Annotated in this window: 12 protein-coding genes; 9 read left to right on the forward strand and 3 right to left on the reverse strand. The window is 52.5% G+C overall.

The features are described 5' to 3' along the window. Positions 1 to 46 precede the first annotated feature (46 nt). The 4 genes from mmsA (at position 47) to K355_RS0100880 (ending at position 7,992) form a co-directional block, all read left to right on the forward strand. Positions 47 to 1,570, forward strand: a complete 1,524-nt coding sequence (gene mmsA / locus K355_RS0100865; RefSeq protein WP_022730220.1) for a multiple monosaccharide ABC transporter ATP-binding protein — start codon at positions 47 to 49, stop codon at positions 1,568 to 1,570. Between the two features lie 10 nt (positions 1,571 to 1,580). Beyond that, on the forward strand, positions 1,581 to 2,765 hold the full coding sequence (gene mmsB, locus K355_RS0100870) for a multiple monosaccharide ABC transporter permease (protein WP_022730221.1): 1,185 nt from the start codon (positions 1,581 to 1,583) through the stop codon (positions 2,763 to 2,765). Between the two features lie 156 nt (positions 2,766 to 2,921). After that, positions 2,922 to 4,670 carry an L-arabinonate dehydratase gene (gene araD, locus K355_RS0100875; RefSeq protein WP_022730222.1) on the forward strand — a complete coding sequence of 583 codons (1,749 nt, stop codon included), beginning with the start codon at positions 2,922 to 2,924 and terminating at the stop codon, positions 4,668 to 4,670. 235 nt (positions 4,671 to 4,905) lie between these two features. Next, positions 4,906 to 7,992, forward strand: coding sequence for a hypothetical protein (locus K355_RS0100880; protein ID WP_022730223.1), 3,087 nt, complete (start codon positions 4,906 to 4,908; stop codon positions 7,990 to 7,992). Positions 7,993 to 8,339: 347 nt separating this feature from the next. Here the strand turns inward: K355_RS0100880 and K355_RS0100890 are convergent, their stop codons facing one another. Then, a complete protein-coding gene (locus tag K355_RS0100890; protein WP_022730225.1) occupies positions 8,340 to 9,317 on the reverse strand; it encodes a methyltransferase domain-containing protein in 978 nt (325 codons plus the stop codon). 47 nt (positions 9,318 to 9,364) lie between these two features. Then, positions 9,365 to 10,120, reverse strand: coding sequence for an HAD family hydrolase (locus tag K355_RS22795; RefSeq protein WP_022730226.1), 756 nt, complete (start codon positions 10,118 to 10,120; stop codon positions 9,365 to 9,367). A 252-nt stretch (positions 10,121 to 10,372) separates the two neighbouring features. On the opposite strand from K355_RS22795, the gene glmU reads away from it, so the two are divergent. The 5 genes from glmU to rfbA all read left to right on the forward strand — a co-directional run bounded on the left by glmU (position 10,373) and on the right by rfbA (position 16,683). After that, complete coding sequence (gene glmU, locus K355_RS0100900) at positions 10,373 to 11,719, forward strand: bifunctional UDP-N-acetylglucosamine diphosphorylase/glucosamine-1-phosphate N-acetyltransferase GlmU (RefSeq protein ID WP_022730227.1); 1,347 nt, start codon at positions 10,373 to 10,375, stop codon at positions 11,717 to 11,719. Between the two features lie 86 nt (positions 11,720 to 11,805). Beyond that, positions 11,806 to 13,629: a glutamine--fructose-6-phosphate transaminase (isomerizing) gene (gene glmS, locus K355_RS0100905; protein ID WP_022730228.1), complete on the forward strand. Its 1,824-nt coding sequence runs from the start codon at positions 11,806 to 11,808 to the stop codon at positions 13,627 to 13,629. A 210-nt stretch (positions 13,630 to 13,839) separates the two neighbouring features. Continuing rightward, positions 13,840 to 14,901 (forward strand): dTDP-glucose 4,6-dehydratase, encoded by a 1,062-nt coding sequence (gene rfbB, locus K355_RS0100910; RefSeq protein ID WP_022730229.1) that lies wholly within the window; start codon positions 13,840 to 13,842, stop codon positions 14,899 to 14,901. After that, the gene (gene rfbD, locus K355_RS0100915; RefSeq protein ID WP_022730230.1) at positions 14,898 to 15,809 is read left to right on the forward strand and encodes a dTDP-4-dehydrorhamnose reductase; all 912 of its coding nucleotides are present in this window, start codon (positions 14,898 to 14,900) and stop codon (positions 15,807 to 15,809) included. The genes rfbB and rfbD overlap by 4 nt, the downstream gene beginning before the upstream one ends. Continuing rightward, positions 15,802 to 16,683: a glucose-1-phosphate thymidylyltransferase RfbA gene (rfbA, locus tag K355_RS0100920; protein WP_022730231.1), complete on the forward strand. Its 882-nt coding sequence runs from the start codon at positions 15,802 to 15,804 to the stop codon at positions 16,681 to 16,683. Before rfbD ends, rfbA begins: the two co-directional genes overlap by 8 nt. Before the next feature lie 14 nt (positions 16,684 to 16,697). Here the strand turns inward: rfbA and rfbC are convergent, their stop codons facing one another. Continuing rightward, entirely contained in the window at positions 16,698 to 17,255 is a 558-nt protein-coding gene (gene rfbC / locus K355_RS0100925; RefSeq protein ID WP_022730232.1) for a dTDP-4-dehydrorhamnose 3,5-epimerase, read from the reverse strand. Between the last annotated feature and the right edge of the window lie 177 nt (positions 17,256 to 17,432).

The following is a 17,432-nucleotide window of genomic DNA, read 5'->3' on the forward strand; positions in this document are numbered from 1 at the left end:
CGTGTATAGAAGCGTCGTCGCACAGCGACGGCAGTGGGAGGACCGGATGGATACCATCCTGGAAATGAAGAACATCACCAAGACCTTCCCTGGGGTAAAGGCGCTGGATGATGTCAGCCTGAAGGTTGAACGTGGCGAAATTCACGCACTTTGCGGTGAAAATGGCGCCGGTAAATCGACCCTGATGAAGGTGCTGAGTGGTGTTTATCCGCACGGCACCTATGAAGGTGACATCCTCTATGACGGTGGCGTGCAGGAATTCAAGGATATCCGCAGCAGCGAAGAACGCGGCATTATCATTATTCATCAGGAGCTGGCTTTGGTGCCGCTTCTGTCGATTGCCGAAAACATCTTTCTGGGCAATGAAAATTCCGAAAACGGTATTGTAAACTGGCCTGCGACATTTGCGCGCACCGGCGAGCTGCTTTCGAAAGTCGGGCTTAAGGAAAATCCGGCAACACTTGTGACCAACATCGGTGTTGGCAAACAGCAGTTGGTCGAGATTGCCAAGGCGCTTTCCAAAAAGGTCAAACTGCTGATTTTGGATGAGCCGACCGCCAGTTTGCAGGAAAACGACAGTCAGAAGTTGCTTGATCTGTTGCTGGAATTCAAGGCACAGGGCATCACATCGATCCTGATTTCGCATAAACTTAACGAGATCAACCGGGTTGCCGACCGCATCACCGTGATCCGTGACGGTAAGGCGATTTCGACCCTTGATGCGCGCGGCGGACAGATTACCGAAGACGACATCGTCAAGGACATGGTCGGGCGCGATATGGCTCATCGTTATCCCGAACGCACACCCAACATCAGCAAAGATAAACTGATGGAAGTGCGCAATTGGTCGGCCACCCATCCGCTGCACCCTGAACGCAAGGTCGTTGATAACGTCAGTATCGACGTTGCGGCGGGTGAAGTTGTCGGGATTGCCGGGTTAATGGGGGCAGGGCGAACCGAACTTGCCATGAGCATCTTTGGCAAATCCTATGGTACTGAGATTTCTGGTGAAGTGCTGATCAACGGCAAACCCGCCGATGTTTCGACCGTTGAAAAGGCAATTGCCGCCGGTCTTGCCTATGTTACCGAAGACCGCAAGGAAATGGGCCTTATCCTTGATGAAAGTATTACGACCAACATCACCCTTGCCAATCTGGGGGGGGTGTCTGAACGCGGTGTTCTCAATGATGGTGCGGAACGTTCCGTTGCTGAAGAATACCGGGAGAAAATCAACATTCGGACACCGAATGTCGCGCAGAAGGTCGTCAATCTTTCCGGGGGTAATCAGCAAAAAGTTGTTTTGTCAAAATGGCTGTTTGCGGGACCGGAAGTTCTCATTCTTGATGAACCGACCCGTGGCATCGATGTCGGTGCGAAATACGAAATCTATACGATTATCAACCAACTGGCGGCCGACGGTAAGGGGGTCATTATGATCTCGTCGGAGATGCCGGAGCTTCTAGGCATGTGCGACCGCATCTACGTCATGAACGAAGGTGAGATCAAAGGGCAGCTTGCAGCAAAAGATGCGAGCCAGGAAGCAATCATGCGCATGATCCTGAAGGCGTGAGGAACAGACAATGAGCGATACTGAAAACAAATCACTTGGTTACTATCTGCGCACCCATATCCGTGAATACGGCATGGTTGTTGCGCTGGTCGCCATTCTTGCCTTCTTCCAGGTTGTGACCGATGGCATCATGCTTAAACCGGTCAACCTGACGAACCTGTTCTTGCAGAACAGCTATATCATCATCATGGCTGTCGGCATGCTGCTGGTCATTGTCGGCGGGCATATTGACCTTTCGGTCGGTTCGGTCGTTGGCTTTATCGGCGCCCTTGCTGCGGTGATGATTGTCCATTGGGATTTACCGACCGTCTTTGTCGTTCCGGCATGTCTTGTGGTCGGCGCAATCATTGGGGCAGCCCAAGGGTATTGGGTGGCCTATTGGCGCATTCCGTCGTTTATCGTCACTTTGGCCGGGATGCTGGTGTTTAAGGGCTTGACCCTGGCGCTTCTGGGCGGGGCATCGGTTGGTCCGTTCCCGCCGGAATTTCAGGCAATGTCGTCGGGCTTCCTGCCGGACTTCTTTGGCGGTTTGATCGAAGGGCGCTTTAACGTCTTTTCGATGACACTTGGCGTTGCACTGACGGCACTCCTGCCGATCCTGGGCATGCGGTCACGGGCAAAACAGGCGAAATTTGCCGCCGTTGATGAACCGATGGCGGTATTTGTCACCCAGCATGCGGTGGCCGGTTTGGCCATTCTGTTTGTGACCTATCTTCTGTCGACCTATCGCGGGTTGCCGAACATCCTGATCATTATGGCGGTGCTGATTGCGATCTTCACCTTTGTAACCAACAGCACAACACTTGGCCGACGCATCTATGCGCTGGGCGGGAATGAAAAGGCTGCCAAGCTTTCAGGCATTAATACCAAACGCCTGACCTTCTTTACCTTTGCCAATATGGGGATGCTGGCCGCTCTTGCCGGTCTGGTCTTTGCCGCACGTTTGAACACGGCAACACCAAAAGCAGGTCTTGCGTTTGAGCTTGATGTGATCGCAGCTGTCTTTATCGGCGGTGCATCGATGTCGGGCGGTGTTGGCAAGGTGATTGGTGCCGTGGTTGGGGCGCTGATCATGGGGGTCATGAACAACGGCATGTCGATTGTCGGTGTTGGCATTGACTGGCAACAGGTGATCAAGGGTCTGGTGCTGCTCGCAGCTGTGATCTTTGACGTCTATAACAAAAACAAAGCGTAACAATACGATGACGAGAAAAGGCGCAAATATTCCCACACACAGTCAATCCGATACGGTTTGGCAGGGATGTTTGCGTCTTTCACAGTCCCGCGTAACAGGTCCGTGTCTGTGCGTGAAAGGACCCGTCTCGATAATAATTCCAAAAGGAGAACGGGCATGACCAAGTTTAAACCGGCATCATGGCCACGCACCTTGCGTTCGCAAGAGGGCTGGTTCGGTGGCAGCAGCAAGGATGCCATCTATCATCGAAGCTGGATGAAAAACCAGGGTTTGCCGTCAGATTTGTTCGATGGGCGACCGGTCATTGGCATCTGCAATACATGGTCGGAGCTGACCCCGTGTAATGCGCATCTGCGAGATTTGGCAGAACGTGTTAAGCACGGCATTTACGAAGCAGGCGGCTTGCCGCTTGAATTCCCGGTTTTCTCGGCTGGTGAAAGCACGTTGCGCCCAACCGCCATGATGTTCCGTAACCTTGCGGCCATGGACGTCGAAGAAGCGCTTCGTGGGACGCCACTTGATGGCGTGGTCCTGATGGTGGGGTGTGACAAAACCACCCCGGCGCTTTTGATGGGGGCGGCCAGCGTGGATATCCCGGCGATTGTTGTCACCGGTGGTCCGATGCTTAATGGGAAATGGCGCGGACAGGATATCGGTTCGGGCACGTCGCTTTGGCAGCTTTCCGAAGACCGCAAGGCCGGTAAAATCAGCACCGAGGATTTCCTTGAAGCTGAAATCGCCATGTCGCGGTCGCCCGGTTCGTGCAACACGATGGGCACGGCGTCCACCATGGCCAGCATGGCCGAAGCCCTTGGTATGGCGCTTTCGGGTAATGCGGCCATTCCAGCCGTCGACAGCCGCCGTCGCGTGATGGCCCATATCACCGGGCGCCGTATTGTCGATATGGTCAAGGATGATCTGAAACCGTCCGACGTTCTGACCAAGGAAGCGTTTGAAAACGCCATTCGCGTGAATGGCGCGATTGGTGGATCGACCAATGCGGTGATCCACTTACTTGCGATTGCCGGACGTGTTGGCATTGATCTGAGCCTTGATGACTGGGACCGTTTGGGCCGTGATATCCCGACGATTGTCAATTTGCAGCCGTCTGGCAAATACCTGATGGAAGAATTCTTCTATTCCGGTGGTTTGCCCGTGGTGATCAAGGCACTGGCCGACGCCGGGAAGCTGCATAATGATGCGCTGACGGTGTCGGGCGAAACCATGTGGGATCAGGTCAAGGAAGTCCGCAACTGGAACGAAGACGTTATTCGTCCGTTCGAAAAGGCCCTGACCGAAAGCGGCGGTATTGCCGTGGTGAAAGGCAACCTGGCACCCAATGGTGCGGTGCTTAAGCCGTCAGCGGCAACGCCGGAACTTTTGACCCATCGCGGACGTGCCGTGGTGTTTGAAGACATCGATGATTACAAGGCCAAGATCTATGACGAAGATCTTGATATCGATGAAACCTGCATCATGGTTTTGAAAAACTGCGGCCCGAAAGGCTATCCGGGTATGGCAGAAGTCGGCAATATGGGCCTGCCGCCCAAGGTGCTGCGTAAAGGCATCACCGACATGGTACGTATTTCCGATGCGCGCATGAGCGGCACGGCCTATGGCACGGTTGTTTTGCATACTTCGCCCGAAGCTGCTGCTGGTGGTCCGTTGGCGGTGGTTCAAAACGGCGACATGATCGAACTTGATGTGCCCAACCGCCGTTTGCATCTTGATATCAGTGATGCCGAACTTAAACAGCGTCTGGCTGACTGGCACAGCATCGTTCCGGTGCCAGCAAGTGGCTATGCATCGCTGTACTACAAAAGCGTTATTGGTGCCGATAAAGGGGCCGATTTTGACTTCCTCGTTGGTCATCGTGGCAAGGAAATTCCCAAAGACAGCCACTGATCAACGCGAACACCAAAACTCCCGTCGGATGCTATTGGGGTAGCATCCGGCAAACACTGAACCGGCTGGCAAGAAATTGCTGGCCGGTTTGCGTTTGACGGGAATGTGCCAGCGAAACCGGGAAGATGAATGTAATTTGAAAATGGCAATCAAGGGTTGAATATTTTGATTTAAAGACCATACTGCATGTAGGGTTAAAATGCGTTTGGGGGCAAACGCCACGGGGGAGAGAACCATGTTCAAGCGGTCTTCAGCAGCACCATTGCGTGCGCTTATTCTTGCGGGGATTGGCTGTTGCCTTTCTGGTGCGGTTTGGGCGCAATCGTGTTCAGCCTTGCGCGATGCGCCGCTTGTCCCGACCGATACGGCGTTATGTAAATCGCTAAGTGCGACTGTGGCCGATCCGTCTGGCTTGCCGCTTGATCAATATGAAGACGCCCTTTCGAAATTCTTTGATAACTGGTGCCATCGCGATACGGATGCCGGATGGGTGCGCGATAAATATGTCCGTGATACCGGGCCGTTTACCGCCAGTCGCGACACGACCGATATCAATGGTCAATGGACAGGCACCTATCACGGGACCCATTCGCCCGTCGTCATCTGGTATTCCCCTGAGATGGTCACCTGGTTGTCGAAAAACCGGGGTGCCGAGGATGCCCGACCCAGTACCCCAACCGCGATCCCCGATGGTGCAATCATGGTCAAGGAGATGTATCCGCAACCTGCGGCGGCCTGTGCAGGGGAAGACCCCACACGTCTTTGGCCAACCAGCGGTGCGGCGATCATGGTGCGTGATCAGGAGGCATCCTATGATGGTTGGTTCTGGGGCTGGTATGGCTGGCCCGGATCGGGGTGGAAAGCCGATTGGCCAGCGGGAACCAGCAATGGTCCGCCCAATATGGGCTTTGGGCAATATTGTGTGAATTGTCATGGGTCGGCCAAGGACATGACCTTTGCCGAGGTACGCAACCTTGAAGGTCATCCGGGGCAACCCGAAGTTTTCCTGTCGCAGGATTTCTTTGCCGGGCAGTATCTGGGCCAGGATGGCGGTGTTGCGCCGTCTGTCAAAAAGATCACGCCATCCAATGATGCGCCGTCTGATATCCATAGTTTGCGGGCAAAACTTGAAAAGGTGCCAGATCCACTGGGCAAAGCCCGCACTAGTGCACATCCCGATATGGCGGCGATTTTAACCGCCTTTGCCAAAACCGGCAGCCCGTTTGAGTATGATCTGGCACCGCCAAGCGATATGCCGTCGCAGACTTATGATACTGTCTGGATGGATGCGGATGGCCCATCCGCGCACAGTCAATTCATGACCAGTGACCAATGTGTCGGGTGCCATGATGCCGGCAGTACGGGCTTGCAGTTTGACATGACCATGCCTGATCCGGATGGTGATCGTTTGTTGAACATGTCGCCGTACGCCACATGGCGATCATCGCCGATGGGGCTTGCGGGGCGCGATCCGATCTTCTTTGCCCAAATGGCAAGCGAGTTGCAAACCTTCCACAGTGATAAACCTGAACTGGTGCAAAACACCTGCTTTGGCTGTCACGGGATTATGGGACAGCGACAGTTCCAGATCGATCACAATATGGCGCAGCAGGCCAGTGCAACAGCTGGTGTGCAAACAGCAGTTGATTGTGGTGATTTTACCAGATCAATGGTCGATGCAATTCCATATCCCGCCAATAATTCGGCGGCTGGTCACGCATCCTATGGGGCGTTGGCGCGTGATGGCATTTCATGCATGGCGTGTCATCAGATGGTGTTGGGCAAGGATGCCACCGAGAAGTTCAAGGACGCACCGCAGAATGCCTGTGTGTTGCAGCGTCAGGAAACGCTGAACCCGGATGCAACGGGCTTTGCCAAAACCTTTACCGGCAGTTTCCTTGTCGGGGATGCCGATACGCTTTATGGGCCGTTTGATAAACCGCAAAAACATCCGATGGAATATACCCTTGGCATTACCCCGGCCAAAGGGGATGCCATCAAGACATCGGAAATGTGTGGCACCTGCCATACCGTGCATTTGCCGGTGTTAAAGGATGGCAAGCAGGTCGGCACGGTTTATGAGCAGACAACCTATGCCGAGTGGGCGTTTAGTGGGTTTAGAACCGGCTACACCCTTGATGGTGGGTTGCCCGGTGGTGCCGGGAAAATGGCGATGAGCTGTCAGGAATGTCATATGCCATCGGGCGATGACAAAGCCAAATTCCGCAGTAAAATCGCCTCTATTCAGGAATATTCCAACTTCCCGGCTGCTGCCAATACGTTTGGGCCGGAGTTGCTTGACCTTGAGACCCGTGACGGGTTTGCCCGCCATACGCTGGTTGGGTTGAACCTGTTCCTGGTTGAGATGTTCCAGCAATTCCCGGATGTTATGGGCATTCCAACCGCAGATCCGATGCTTGGCGACAAGGGCGTTGATCCGCTGGCCTATACCGAACGGGCGATGATCAAGCAGGCGCGCAGTGATACGGTTAATATCGCCATTAAGGACGCTGCGATCAAGGATGGCAAATTGACCAGTGAGGTCGCCATTGCCAGCCTGACCGGGCACAAATTCCCATCCGGCGTTGGGTTCCGCCGCGCGTTTGTGACGTTTGAAGTGCTTGATCAGGATGAAAAAGTCATCTGGGCATCGGGCCGGGTCAATGGGGCCGGGGTGATTGTTGATCAGGGCGGGACGCCAGTTGACGGCGAACTTTGGTGGGACAATCAGTGCAGCGCGCGTATTGATCCGCTTAAGCGGGCACATCAACCGCATTATCAGACGGTAAGTGCGCAAGATCAGGTCCAGATTTATCAGGAACTGGTCAGCACGCCGCCGCTTGATGGCAGCAGCCAATATAGCTGTGGTCACAACGTGGCGCCCAAAGGGCAACTGACGACCAGCTTCCTGTCGATCTGTGCCGAGGTGAAAGACAACCGTTTGCCGCCGGCCGGTTACCTTCCGCTTAAGGAACGGATTGAAATTTCCAATGCGCTTGGGGCCGGGGATGAGCTTGCCGAGGATGCCGGATTTACGGCCATTGGCGATGATCCCGATTATCGCACATCAACCGCGACAGGCGGGGACCACGTGAAATACGACATCAAACTGTCTGACATCGACGGGACACCGGCATCTGTGCGTGCCAAAATGTCCTATCAGGCGACACCGCCGTTTTATCTGCAGGATCGTTTCTGTACGGCCAAGGGTGATGATACCGAACGCCTTGCCTATCTTGTCGAGCACCTGAACCTTGATGATACCGCCGCTGAAAACTGGGCGTTTGAAATCGTCAATACCGGGGCGGTGCCGATCAAGTGATCTGAGGGTTGTTACCCTGCTGCGAAGATGGTTTACATTTCAGTTCAACCGCTGAGAGCTGGGAGTTTCTTGGTCGCGGGCTTAGGAAATAGCGATTGGGTTTCTTTGCCGTTACCGCCCTAGTCTAGGTGAATGGGTTAGTTAAGGCTGCTATTTCACAGCAACGTTATCGAAGAAGACAAGGGGGTTGATTTCGATTTCCTTGCCGGTCATCGTGGTAAGGAAAATCCCAAAGACACCCATTGGTTGAAAATTAAATGGATAGCAGATTCATTTCTGTCGCCGGACACCACGGTAGGTGTCCGGCGACTTTTAACCTCATGGAAAGCAGATCTGTCTAACTTAACTCAGTTTGTGCAATGGGAGGCAACTATTGCATTGTTCAACAGAAATACTGGAATTCCTTGCAAGTTAGAATACACTAATCCACATGGCTCGCACTTGAGACTGTGTTCGATTTTTGTCAGTTTACTGTGACACTTTGGGCACGCGTGCGACGGAGCTTTGGGAGAATTGACAGAGGTTGGATTTTTCTCAATCAGCACTAACGCGCCATGATGATACGCATCATGGCAATAAGGGACAAGTTCGTGCTTCAGAATCTTGTATCCAAGCTTTTTCACCGCAGGAATTATCCCCAAATTCCAGCCGCGATTGTACAACTTGGTTCTCTGTCCCTTGCTTCCTAGTTCGTAGGATGCCTCAATCACGAATACGTACTTACGGGCTACGCGATACATTTCTTGTATCGCTTCAAGTTCATATCCACCGAGCTCTTCGAGGCAATAGTGGCTGTACACAATATCAATGCTGTTATCTGGGTAAGGTAATTGAAGAATATTTGCAGCCGATAGTGTGTCTAAAGCGATTGATTTTTGGGCAGAAAAATCTCGTGCAAACTTGCATCTAGACCAAGATATGTCACTTCCATTGTAGGAGTTTTGTTCCTGATTTATAAATTCAGCCACTGGTAAAAGTGTTGTGCATTCTCCGGCACCCGCTTCTAGGACGGATCCGGGATCTTTACCTAATAGGCTAGCCACAAGTTCTGAGAGCCATTTATTGTGCAGGTCAACTGATTCACCGTAGTTTACCTGTTTGATTTCTCCGTAGTGAGTTCCCAGAGACACTAGGCCGCCTTCATCATGCCTTCGCATGTATTCGTCAACATATGATCCAGAACGCTTGTCATACGTAATGAGCGCATCCTGATAGTGTTCTTTCTGCAATCCGGCTGGCAGCTTTTGCAATGCTCTTTTAGCAAAAAACTTTATCTTGCGTTTGATGATTGCACGGATGTTAATTTTTGTTCTTTTATCAGTCATTTTTGACCTGTTAAAAATTTAATTTTATTAAACGAACTGCATATTATTTAGCTTAAGGTCATCTTTGGTTCAATCGAACTTTTGTTTTCAACGGTATCGTTCAAGTTCGGATCTGTTTGAATTGACCTATTCTTTTGATCTATCTCTTGACAGATATTGGTTAGCTCTAAGAAACTTGTCGCATGTTTGTCGGCAACGAGGTGCTTAACACCATTGTTTTTCTCAAAAGACACCGAAATAGAATAAGCTCCTACACTGCTTGCCGCTTCCATATCATTTGCATGATCACCAACCATGATAGTGGTGGCTGAGTTCTTTGGGGGCTGACCAAGTCGATCAAGAATGTAGCACAGGAAACGTCCGTCGGGTTTCTTTACCTCGAATGAATCACCTCCGGCAATCACAGTGAACAGATCAGCAATGCCAAGTTTTTGCAGGATAGCCTTGCACGGAGCTTCGGGTTTGTTAGATGCCAATGCAATCGTCCAGCCATCTGCTTTGAGGGCACGTAGAACATTTTCTGCATTCTCATAAAGACGGGTTTGGGTGTAGTTGGTGGCGACGTAGCGTGCGTTAAAATCAATATTTAGTTCATCAAGCGTTGCGTCGACGGGTGTTTTGCCCTGTGCGGCAAAGGCGCGTTTTGTCAGCATCCATGTGCCGTCGCCCAGCATGGCTTCGAGGTCGTGGCGCGCAAGCGGTGCCAGATCGTGCACGCCGAGCAACTCATTCATGGCAAAAAGCAAATCATCGACCCCGTCAATCAGGGTGCCGTCGAGGTCGAACATGATGAATTTTGCCATGATGTGGGGCTCCTGAAATGGATTGTTTGATCGGGGTGGGTAAGTTTAGGGGAACTTAACCGAGTTCGTGCCATTAACAAACGGTAACATCCGCTAACAGGCGGTAACAAAACGTGATTCTTTATGGGCTTTTGCTGCAAAAGAATATGTTCTAAGACTTGCGTCAAATTTGATGAACCGTGTGATTACGCATAATCGCACGGTGCAAGAACAGGGGATGCTGCACGAAAACGGCAGCAGGCGTGTTGATAAATGTCACTTGAGTTAAGTGTAGTTGTTTTGGCTGCAGGTATGGGCACGCGCATGAAAAGTGCCCTGCCCAAGGTGATGCATAAGGTGGCCGGTAAGCCGATGGTCAATCATGTGATTGATGCGGCGGCCAAACTTGATGCCGTGAAAACCATGGTGGTGGTTGGACCGGACATGCCAAAGCTTGTTGAGGCTGTCGCACCCCATCCGACGTTCGAGCAAACAGACCGTCTTGGCACCGCCCATGCGGTTTTGGCCGCCAAGGACGGGCTTTTGGGCCTGACGGGCAATGTGCTGGTTCTATATGCCGACAGCCCGCTTTTTACCGCTGAAACCTTGAAACGGTTGGTCGACGCGCGTGAAGAAGGGGATCACAGCGTTGCGGTGCTGGGTTTCCGCCCGGATGACCCGACCGGATATGGCCGTCTGGTGACGGATGCGAAGACAGGCATGCTCACAGCCATCGTCGAAGACAAAGAATGTGATGACGCGCAGCGTTTGATCAACTTCTGTAATTCCGGGGTGATGTGTTTCCGTGCCGAAGACATGATTGCGACCTTAGAGGCGATTGATAACACCAATGCCAAGGGCGAGTATTACCTGACCGATGCGGTTGAAGTGGCCCGCAACAATGGCAAAAGCTGTGTCGCGGTCGAAGTGGACGAGGCCGAAACCCTTGGGGTGAATTCACGTCCGCAATTGGCAGCCGCCGAGGCCATCCTTCAGGACCGTTTACGCATCACTGCGATGAATGAGGGGGCGACCCTGATTGATCCGGCGTCGGTTTTCCTGAGTGCCGATACTAAATTGGGTCGGGACGTCATTGTCGAACCCAATGTCGTGTTTGGACCCGGTGTCACGGTGGGCGATAACACCGTGATCAAGGCATTTAGCCATCTTGAAAGCTGCGTCGTTGGCCAAGGGGCCGATATCGGTCCTTATGCCCGCTTGCGTCCGGGGTCGGAGATCGGTGACGGGGCCAAGGTCGGCAACTTTGTCGAGATTAAAAAGGCAGTCATCGAAGACGGTGCGAAGGTCAATCATCTGAGCTATATCGGCGATGCGCGCGTTGGGGCCAAGGCCAATATCGGGGCCGGGACGATTACGTGTAATTATGATGGTTATCGGAAACAGCATACTGATATCGGGGCGGGGGCGTTTATCGGATCGAACTCGTCTTTGGTTGCGCCGGTTGAAATTGGCGATGGTGCGATTGTCGGTGCGGGTAGCACGGTTACCGGAAAAATTGACAAGGATGCACTTGTCCTGACCCGGGCGGAACGTACTGAAAAACCGGGCTGGGCTGCGGCGTTTCGCGATAAAATGCGCGCCCTGACCGGTAAGAAATAAACGAATACAGAACAATGATTTACCATCTGGTCGACCGTCCGGATGGCCCAAAGTGACAAGCGGCTAGAAGCGGGAAAGAAATCCATATGTGCGGCATTATCGGGATTATCGGCAAAGACAGTGTGAGCGAACGTATTCTTGAAGGGCTCAAACGCCTTGAATACCGCGGCTATGACAGTGCCGGGATTGCAACGCTGGTCAATGGCGATATTGAACGCCGCCGTGCCGAGGGCAAACTGATCAATCTGACCAATCGTCTGGCCGAAAGCCCGCTTGCCGGCGATGTTGGCATCGGTCACACCCGTTGGGCGACCCATGGTGTGCCGACCGAAAACAATGCCCATCCGCACACTGATGGCAAGGTCGCGGTTGTTCATAACGGCATCATTGAAAACTATCAGGACCTCAAGGCAGAGCTTTCGGGCAAGGGGCGCGCATTTGCCACTGAAACCGATACCGAGGTGGTTGTGCATCTGGTGTCTGATTTCCTTGATCAGGGCAAATCACCGCGCGATGCGGTTGCCGCGACCCTTCATCGTATCGAAGGTGCATTTGCGCTGGTGATTATGATTGCCGGTCAGCATGACGTGATTTTTGGCGCGCGCCGGGGCACGCCGCTTGCCGTAGGACTTGGCGAGGGGGAGATGTATCTTGGTTCGGACGCGATGGCCTTGTCGCATCTGACCAACAAGTTGATTTACCTTGAAGAAGGCGACTGGGTCGAAATGACCCGGGAGCACGTTCAGGTCCGTGATGAAAATGATGTTGAAGTGACCCGCGAAACCAAATTGTCGGCCGTTTCAGGTGCGATGATGGGCAAGGGGAACTATAACCACTTCATGCAAAAGGAAATCTTCGAGCAGCCTGCTGTAATCGGCGACACCTTGCATGCGTTTATCAATCCGGCGACCCAAACCATCAAACTGCCCGATATGCCGTTTTCCTTTGCCGATGCGACGCGTTTGACAATTGTTGCCTGTGGCACGTCCTATTACGCAGGTCTTGTCGCAAAGCACTGGATTGAGCGTTATGCCGGATTGGGTGTGGACGTTGATGTTGCATCGGAGTTCCGCTATCGCTGCCCGCCGCTTGCCAAGGGTGGCGTTGCGCTGTTTATTTCGCAATCGGGTGAGACACTCGATACGCTGGCGGCATTGCGCTATGCCAAATCAAAAGGCCAGAAAATCGTTTCCATCGTCAATGTGGCCGAAAGCACCATTGCACGCGAAAGCGACGTTGTTCTTCAGACCTATGCCGGGCCGGAAATCGGTGTGGCATCGACAAAGGCCTTTACCACGCAGTTAACGGTTCTGGCGTGCCTTGCGGTGACCATCGGGCGTGAAAACGGGACGCTGGCCAAGGACGAAGAAGCTGCCATTGTTAATGCACTGACCGAAGTGCCCAAACATGCCGCCGAAGTTCTGCATCACGATGAAGCGATCAAAAAGCTCGCGCTTGATATCGCTGATGCGCGCGATGTTTTGTATCTGGGCCGGGGTCTTGGGTATCCGATTGCCATGGAAGGTGCGCTTAAGCTTAAGGAAATTTCCTATATCCACGCCGAAGGCTATGCCGCTGGCGAGATGAAGCATGGGCCGATTGCGCTGATCGACCAATCGGTGCCAATCATTGTGATTGCGCCGTCTGACGAGCTGTTTGAAAAAACGGCGTCAAACATGCAGGAAGCCGCCGCACGTGGGGGCCGGGTGATCTTTATCTCTGACGCGCCGGGGTTGGCAAAGCTTGGTGATATTGCATCGGCCACGGTTGAGCTGCCAAAGGTCGCCGATTTCGTCGCCCCGATCCTCTATACCATCCCGGTTCAGATGCTGGCCTATCACGTTGCAGTCCATAAGGGGACGGATGTTGACCAGCCGCGAAATCTGGCAAAGTCGGTAACTGTCGAATAAGACAGTTCGCGCTTTTCATTGTGGCCGCCTGAATGTTGTGAGGCATTCTGTGCGGCCACAATTGTTTTAGAGCATTTTGCCCCAAAGACGACATATCAACGACAAAGTTGCAAACCACAAATCGACGATGCTGTTTTCGACGCCTGCTTTGGTGTCGACTGCCGGGCGTGATTTCTTGCGCTCGGAACACTGAAATCGAAAGAGTTTGCGATGAAGGTTGTGGTGACCGGAGGGGCAGGGTTTATCGGCTCGGCTGTTTGTCGGCTTCTTGCTCGAAAAAAGGGCTTTGAGATTCTTAACCTCGACAAATTGACCTATGCGGCCGACTTGCGCACAGTTGAGGTTGTCTCTGCTTTTCCCAACTATAGTTTCGCGAAAGTCGATGTTTGTAACAAGGAAGCGGTTGCTACGGTGTTTTCGGACTTTCAGCCTGATGCGGTGATGCATCTGGCCGCTGAAAGCCATGTGGATCGTTCGATAGATGGTCCAGCGGACTTTATTCAGACCAATGTCATCGGCACGTTTACGCTGCTTGAAGTGGCGCGGGACTATTTCAATGGTCTTGATGATGCGTGCAAACAAGCCTTTCGGTTTCATCATGTTTCAACCGATGAAGTTTATGGCTCTTTGGGTGACGAAGGGCTGTTTACCGAGCAAACGGCCTATGCACCGAATTCACCCTATTCAGCCACGAAGGCCGGGGCGGATCATTTGGTGCGAGCGTGGCATCATACCTATGGTCTGCCGGTGATTATCAGTAATTGTTCGAACAATTACGGGCCTTATCAATTCCCTGAAAAGCTGATCCCGTTGATGATCCTGAATGTTTTGCAGGGTAAAAAATTGCCCGTTTACGGTGATGGGGGCAATACCCGTGACTGGTTGCATGTCGAGGACCATGCAGAGGCCCTTTTTACCATCCTGACACAGGGCCGGGTTGGTGAGAAATACAACGTTGGAGGCTGTAACGAGGTTACCAATCTGGATGTGGTCCGCAAAGTTTTTGACGCGGTGACGACCCTTGTTCCCGAAACAGCGGGCAAGTCATTTGATGAGGTTGTTGATTTCGTTGACGACCGTCCGGGGCACGATTGGCGCTATGCGATTGATCCGTCAAAAATGCGCGATGAACTTGGCTGGAGCCCGAAATACAGTTTTGAAACCGGTCTTGCACAAACCGTGACGTGGTATGTCGATCATCGCGCGTGGTGGGAACCAATCCTTAAGGACAAATATGCAGGACAACGGCTTGGCCAGGGGATTGTGCAATGATCAAGGTTCTGGTCTTTGGTAAGAATGGGCAATTGGCGCAGAGCCTTGCGTGGCGAAGTTCTGCTTTTGCGGGCTTAAGCTTGCAGTTCCTTGATCGCAATGATTGCGACGTTGCGCAGTCAGACAATATTACCAAGGCCGTCGATCTACATCGTCCCGACATCATTCTTAATGCGACGGCCTATACGGCGGTGGATCTTGCCGAGAATGAACCTGAATTGGCGCGGCGTGTAAATTGCGATGCCGTCCGGACGATGGCTGAAAACGCGGCACGGCATTTGGTGCCATTTGTTCATATTTCGACAGATTACGTTTTCGACGGTGAGGGAAAGAAACCTTACCGCGAAACAGACCCTGTGGCGCCGCTGGGTGTCTATGGTGCGACGAAACTGGCGGGCGAAGAAGCCATTCGGGCGATCACCAACCAGCATCTTATTTTTCGAACGTCCTGGGTCTATAGCCCGTTTGGCAAAAATTTTGTCAAAACCATGTTGGGGTTGTTGGGCGATAAAACACATATTTCTGTGGTGGATGATCAGCAAGGGTGTCCGACAAGTGCGCTTGATTTGGCGACGGCCATTCTGCGCATCGTGCCCGACATTATCCGCCCTGGTTTTGATCAATTTGGCACCTATCATCTGGTTTCAGGTACCGAGATGTCGTGGTGCGCGTTTAGCCGTGAAATACAGGCAAAGGCGATCGAGATTTTTGGGCCGCAATGGCCGGGGGCAACGTGCGAGATCCAAGCGGTTACGAGTGCGGAGTTCCCGACGGCGGCAAGACGACCAAGCTATTCTGTGATGGCGCCGGAAAAATTCAGGGCCAATTTCGGGTTTGGTTTACCCGAGTTTGATCAGAGTTTGATGGCGGTTTTGCAAAATCTCGCAGAAGGGGATGCGCATGCGTAAGGGTATTATCCTTGCCGGTGGTACCGGGTCACGTTTGTATCCCTCAACGTTGGTTGTCTCCAAACAGCTTCAGCCGGTTTATGATAAGCCGATGATCTATTATCCGCTGACGACACTGATGCTGGCGGGGGTCAAGGATATTCTGATCATAAGCACCCCGCGTGATGTCCCGCTTTTTCGAGAATTGCTCGGCGATGGTTCTCAGTGGGGGGTGCGTTTGGCGTATGCGGTTCAAACCGAACCACGGGGCTTGGCAGATGCCTTTATTGTCGGGGCCGATTTTATTGGAGATGATCCCTGTTGTCTGATCCTTGGCGACAATATCTATTTTGGGCATGGCTTAACCGAGTTGCTTGGAAATGCGATGCGGCAATCGCGCGGTGCGACAGTGTTTGCCTATTTTGTTCAAGATCCCGAGCGGTATGGCGTGGTCGAATTTGATCGCGCGGGAATTGCACTTGATATCGAAGAAAAGCCAGACAATCCAAAGTCCAATTATGCGGTTACGGGATTGTATTTTTATGATGCAGACGTCGTTGATATTGCGCGCTCCATCAAGCCATCAGCCCGCGGTGAGCTTGAAATTACCGATGTGAACAAGGCGTATCTTCAGCGTGGGGCGCTTCGTGTGGAAAAAATGGGGCGTGGCTATGCTTGGCTTGATACCGGGACCCATGGGGCGATGCTTGATGCTGCCGATTTTGTGCGGACTGTGGAAAATCGGCAGAGCTTAAAAATCGCCTGTCCTGAGGAAATTGCCCTGAGAACCGGGATGATTTCAATTTCCCAGTTTGAAGACCTTATCACCGGGTTTGGTGCAAGTTCCTATCGCGAGTATCTTCAAACCGTACTGCGGACCTATGACCAAATGTAGCTAGGCTCAGGGGATCAAAAGTCCGGGTTGCGGCAATAATCAGCAAAGCTCATGGCCTGCATATCTTTTTGCGACAGGGTTAAGCCGCTTTCCTCGTGTGGCCACGGGATGCCAAGGTCTGGATCGTTCCACATGATGGATCGTTCTGCCTCGGGGGTGTAGGGGGCGGAAACCTTATAGTGAACCTCGGTGTCGGGTTCGAGCGTTACGAAGCCGTGGGCAAACCCACATGGGATCAAAATCTGGTTCCATTCTGTCGCACTGATTTCAGCACTTACCCATTTCCCGAAAGTCTTGGACCCTGCGCGAATGTCCACGGCAACGTCGAGGATGCGTCCATGAGCAACGCGCACGAGCTTGTCCTGCGCATAGGGTGTGCATTGATAATGCAGGCCCCGCAAAACACCGGCATTGCATGACACCGACTGATTGTCTTGAACGAAAGACTGGACAATTCCGGCATCGGCATAGGTCGTTTGATTATAGGTTTCCGAAAAGAACCCGCGTTCGTCGCTAAACTTTTTAGGAAAAAGCAGTTTTACATCCGGGATGGCGAGGGCTTCAAACTTCATTATTACGGCCTGAGATGCTGCGGTCTAACCATTTTAAAGTAACACGAAAAACAGACAAAACGACCTATCGTATTTAAGCTTAAGGATAAAGTTTGAACCAAAATAATAGGTCCTGACCCTAATCATTGTTGTCAGACGGTGATGGTCGTACGGTACGTTGGTACCCGAATGGAGACG

Source organism: Thalassospira lucentensis MCCC 1A00383 = DSM 14000 (assembly GCF_000421265.1).
Taxonomy (GTDB): Bacteria; Pseudomonadota; Alphaproteobacteria; order Rhodospirillales; family Thalassospiraceae; genus Thalassospira; species Thalassospira lucentensis.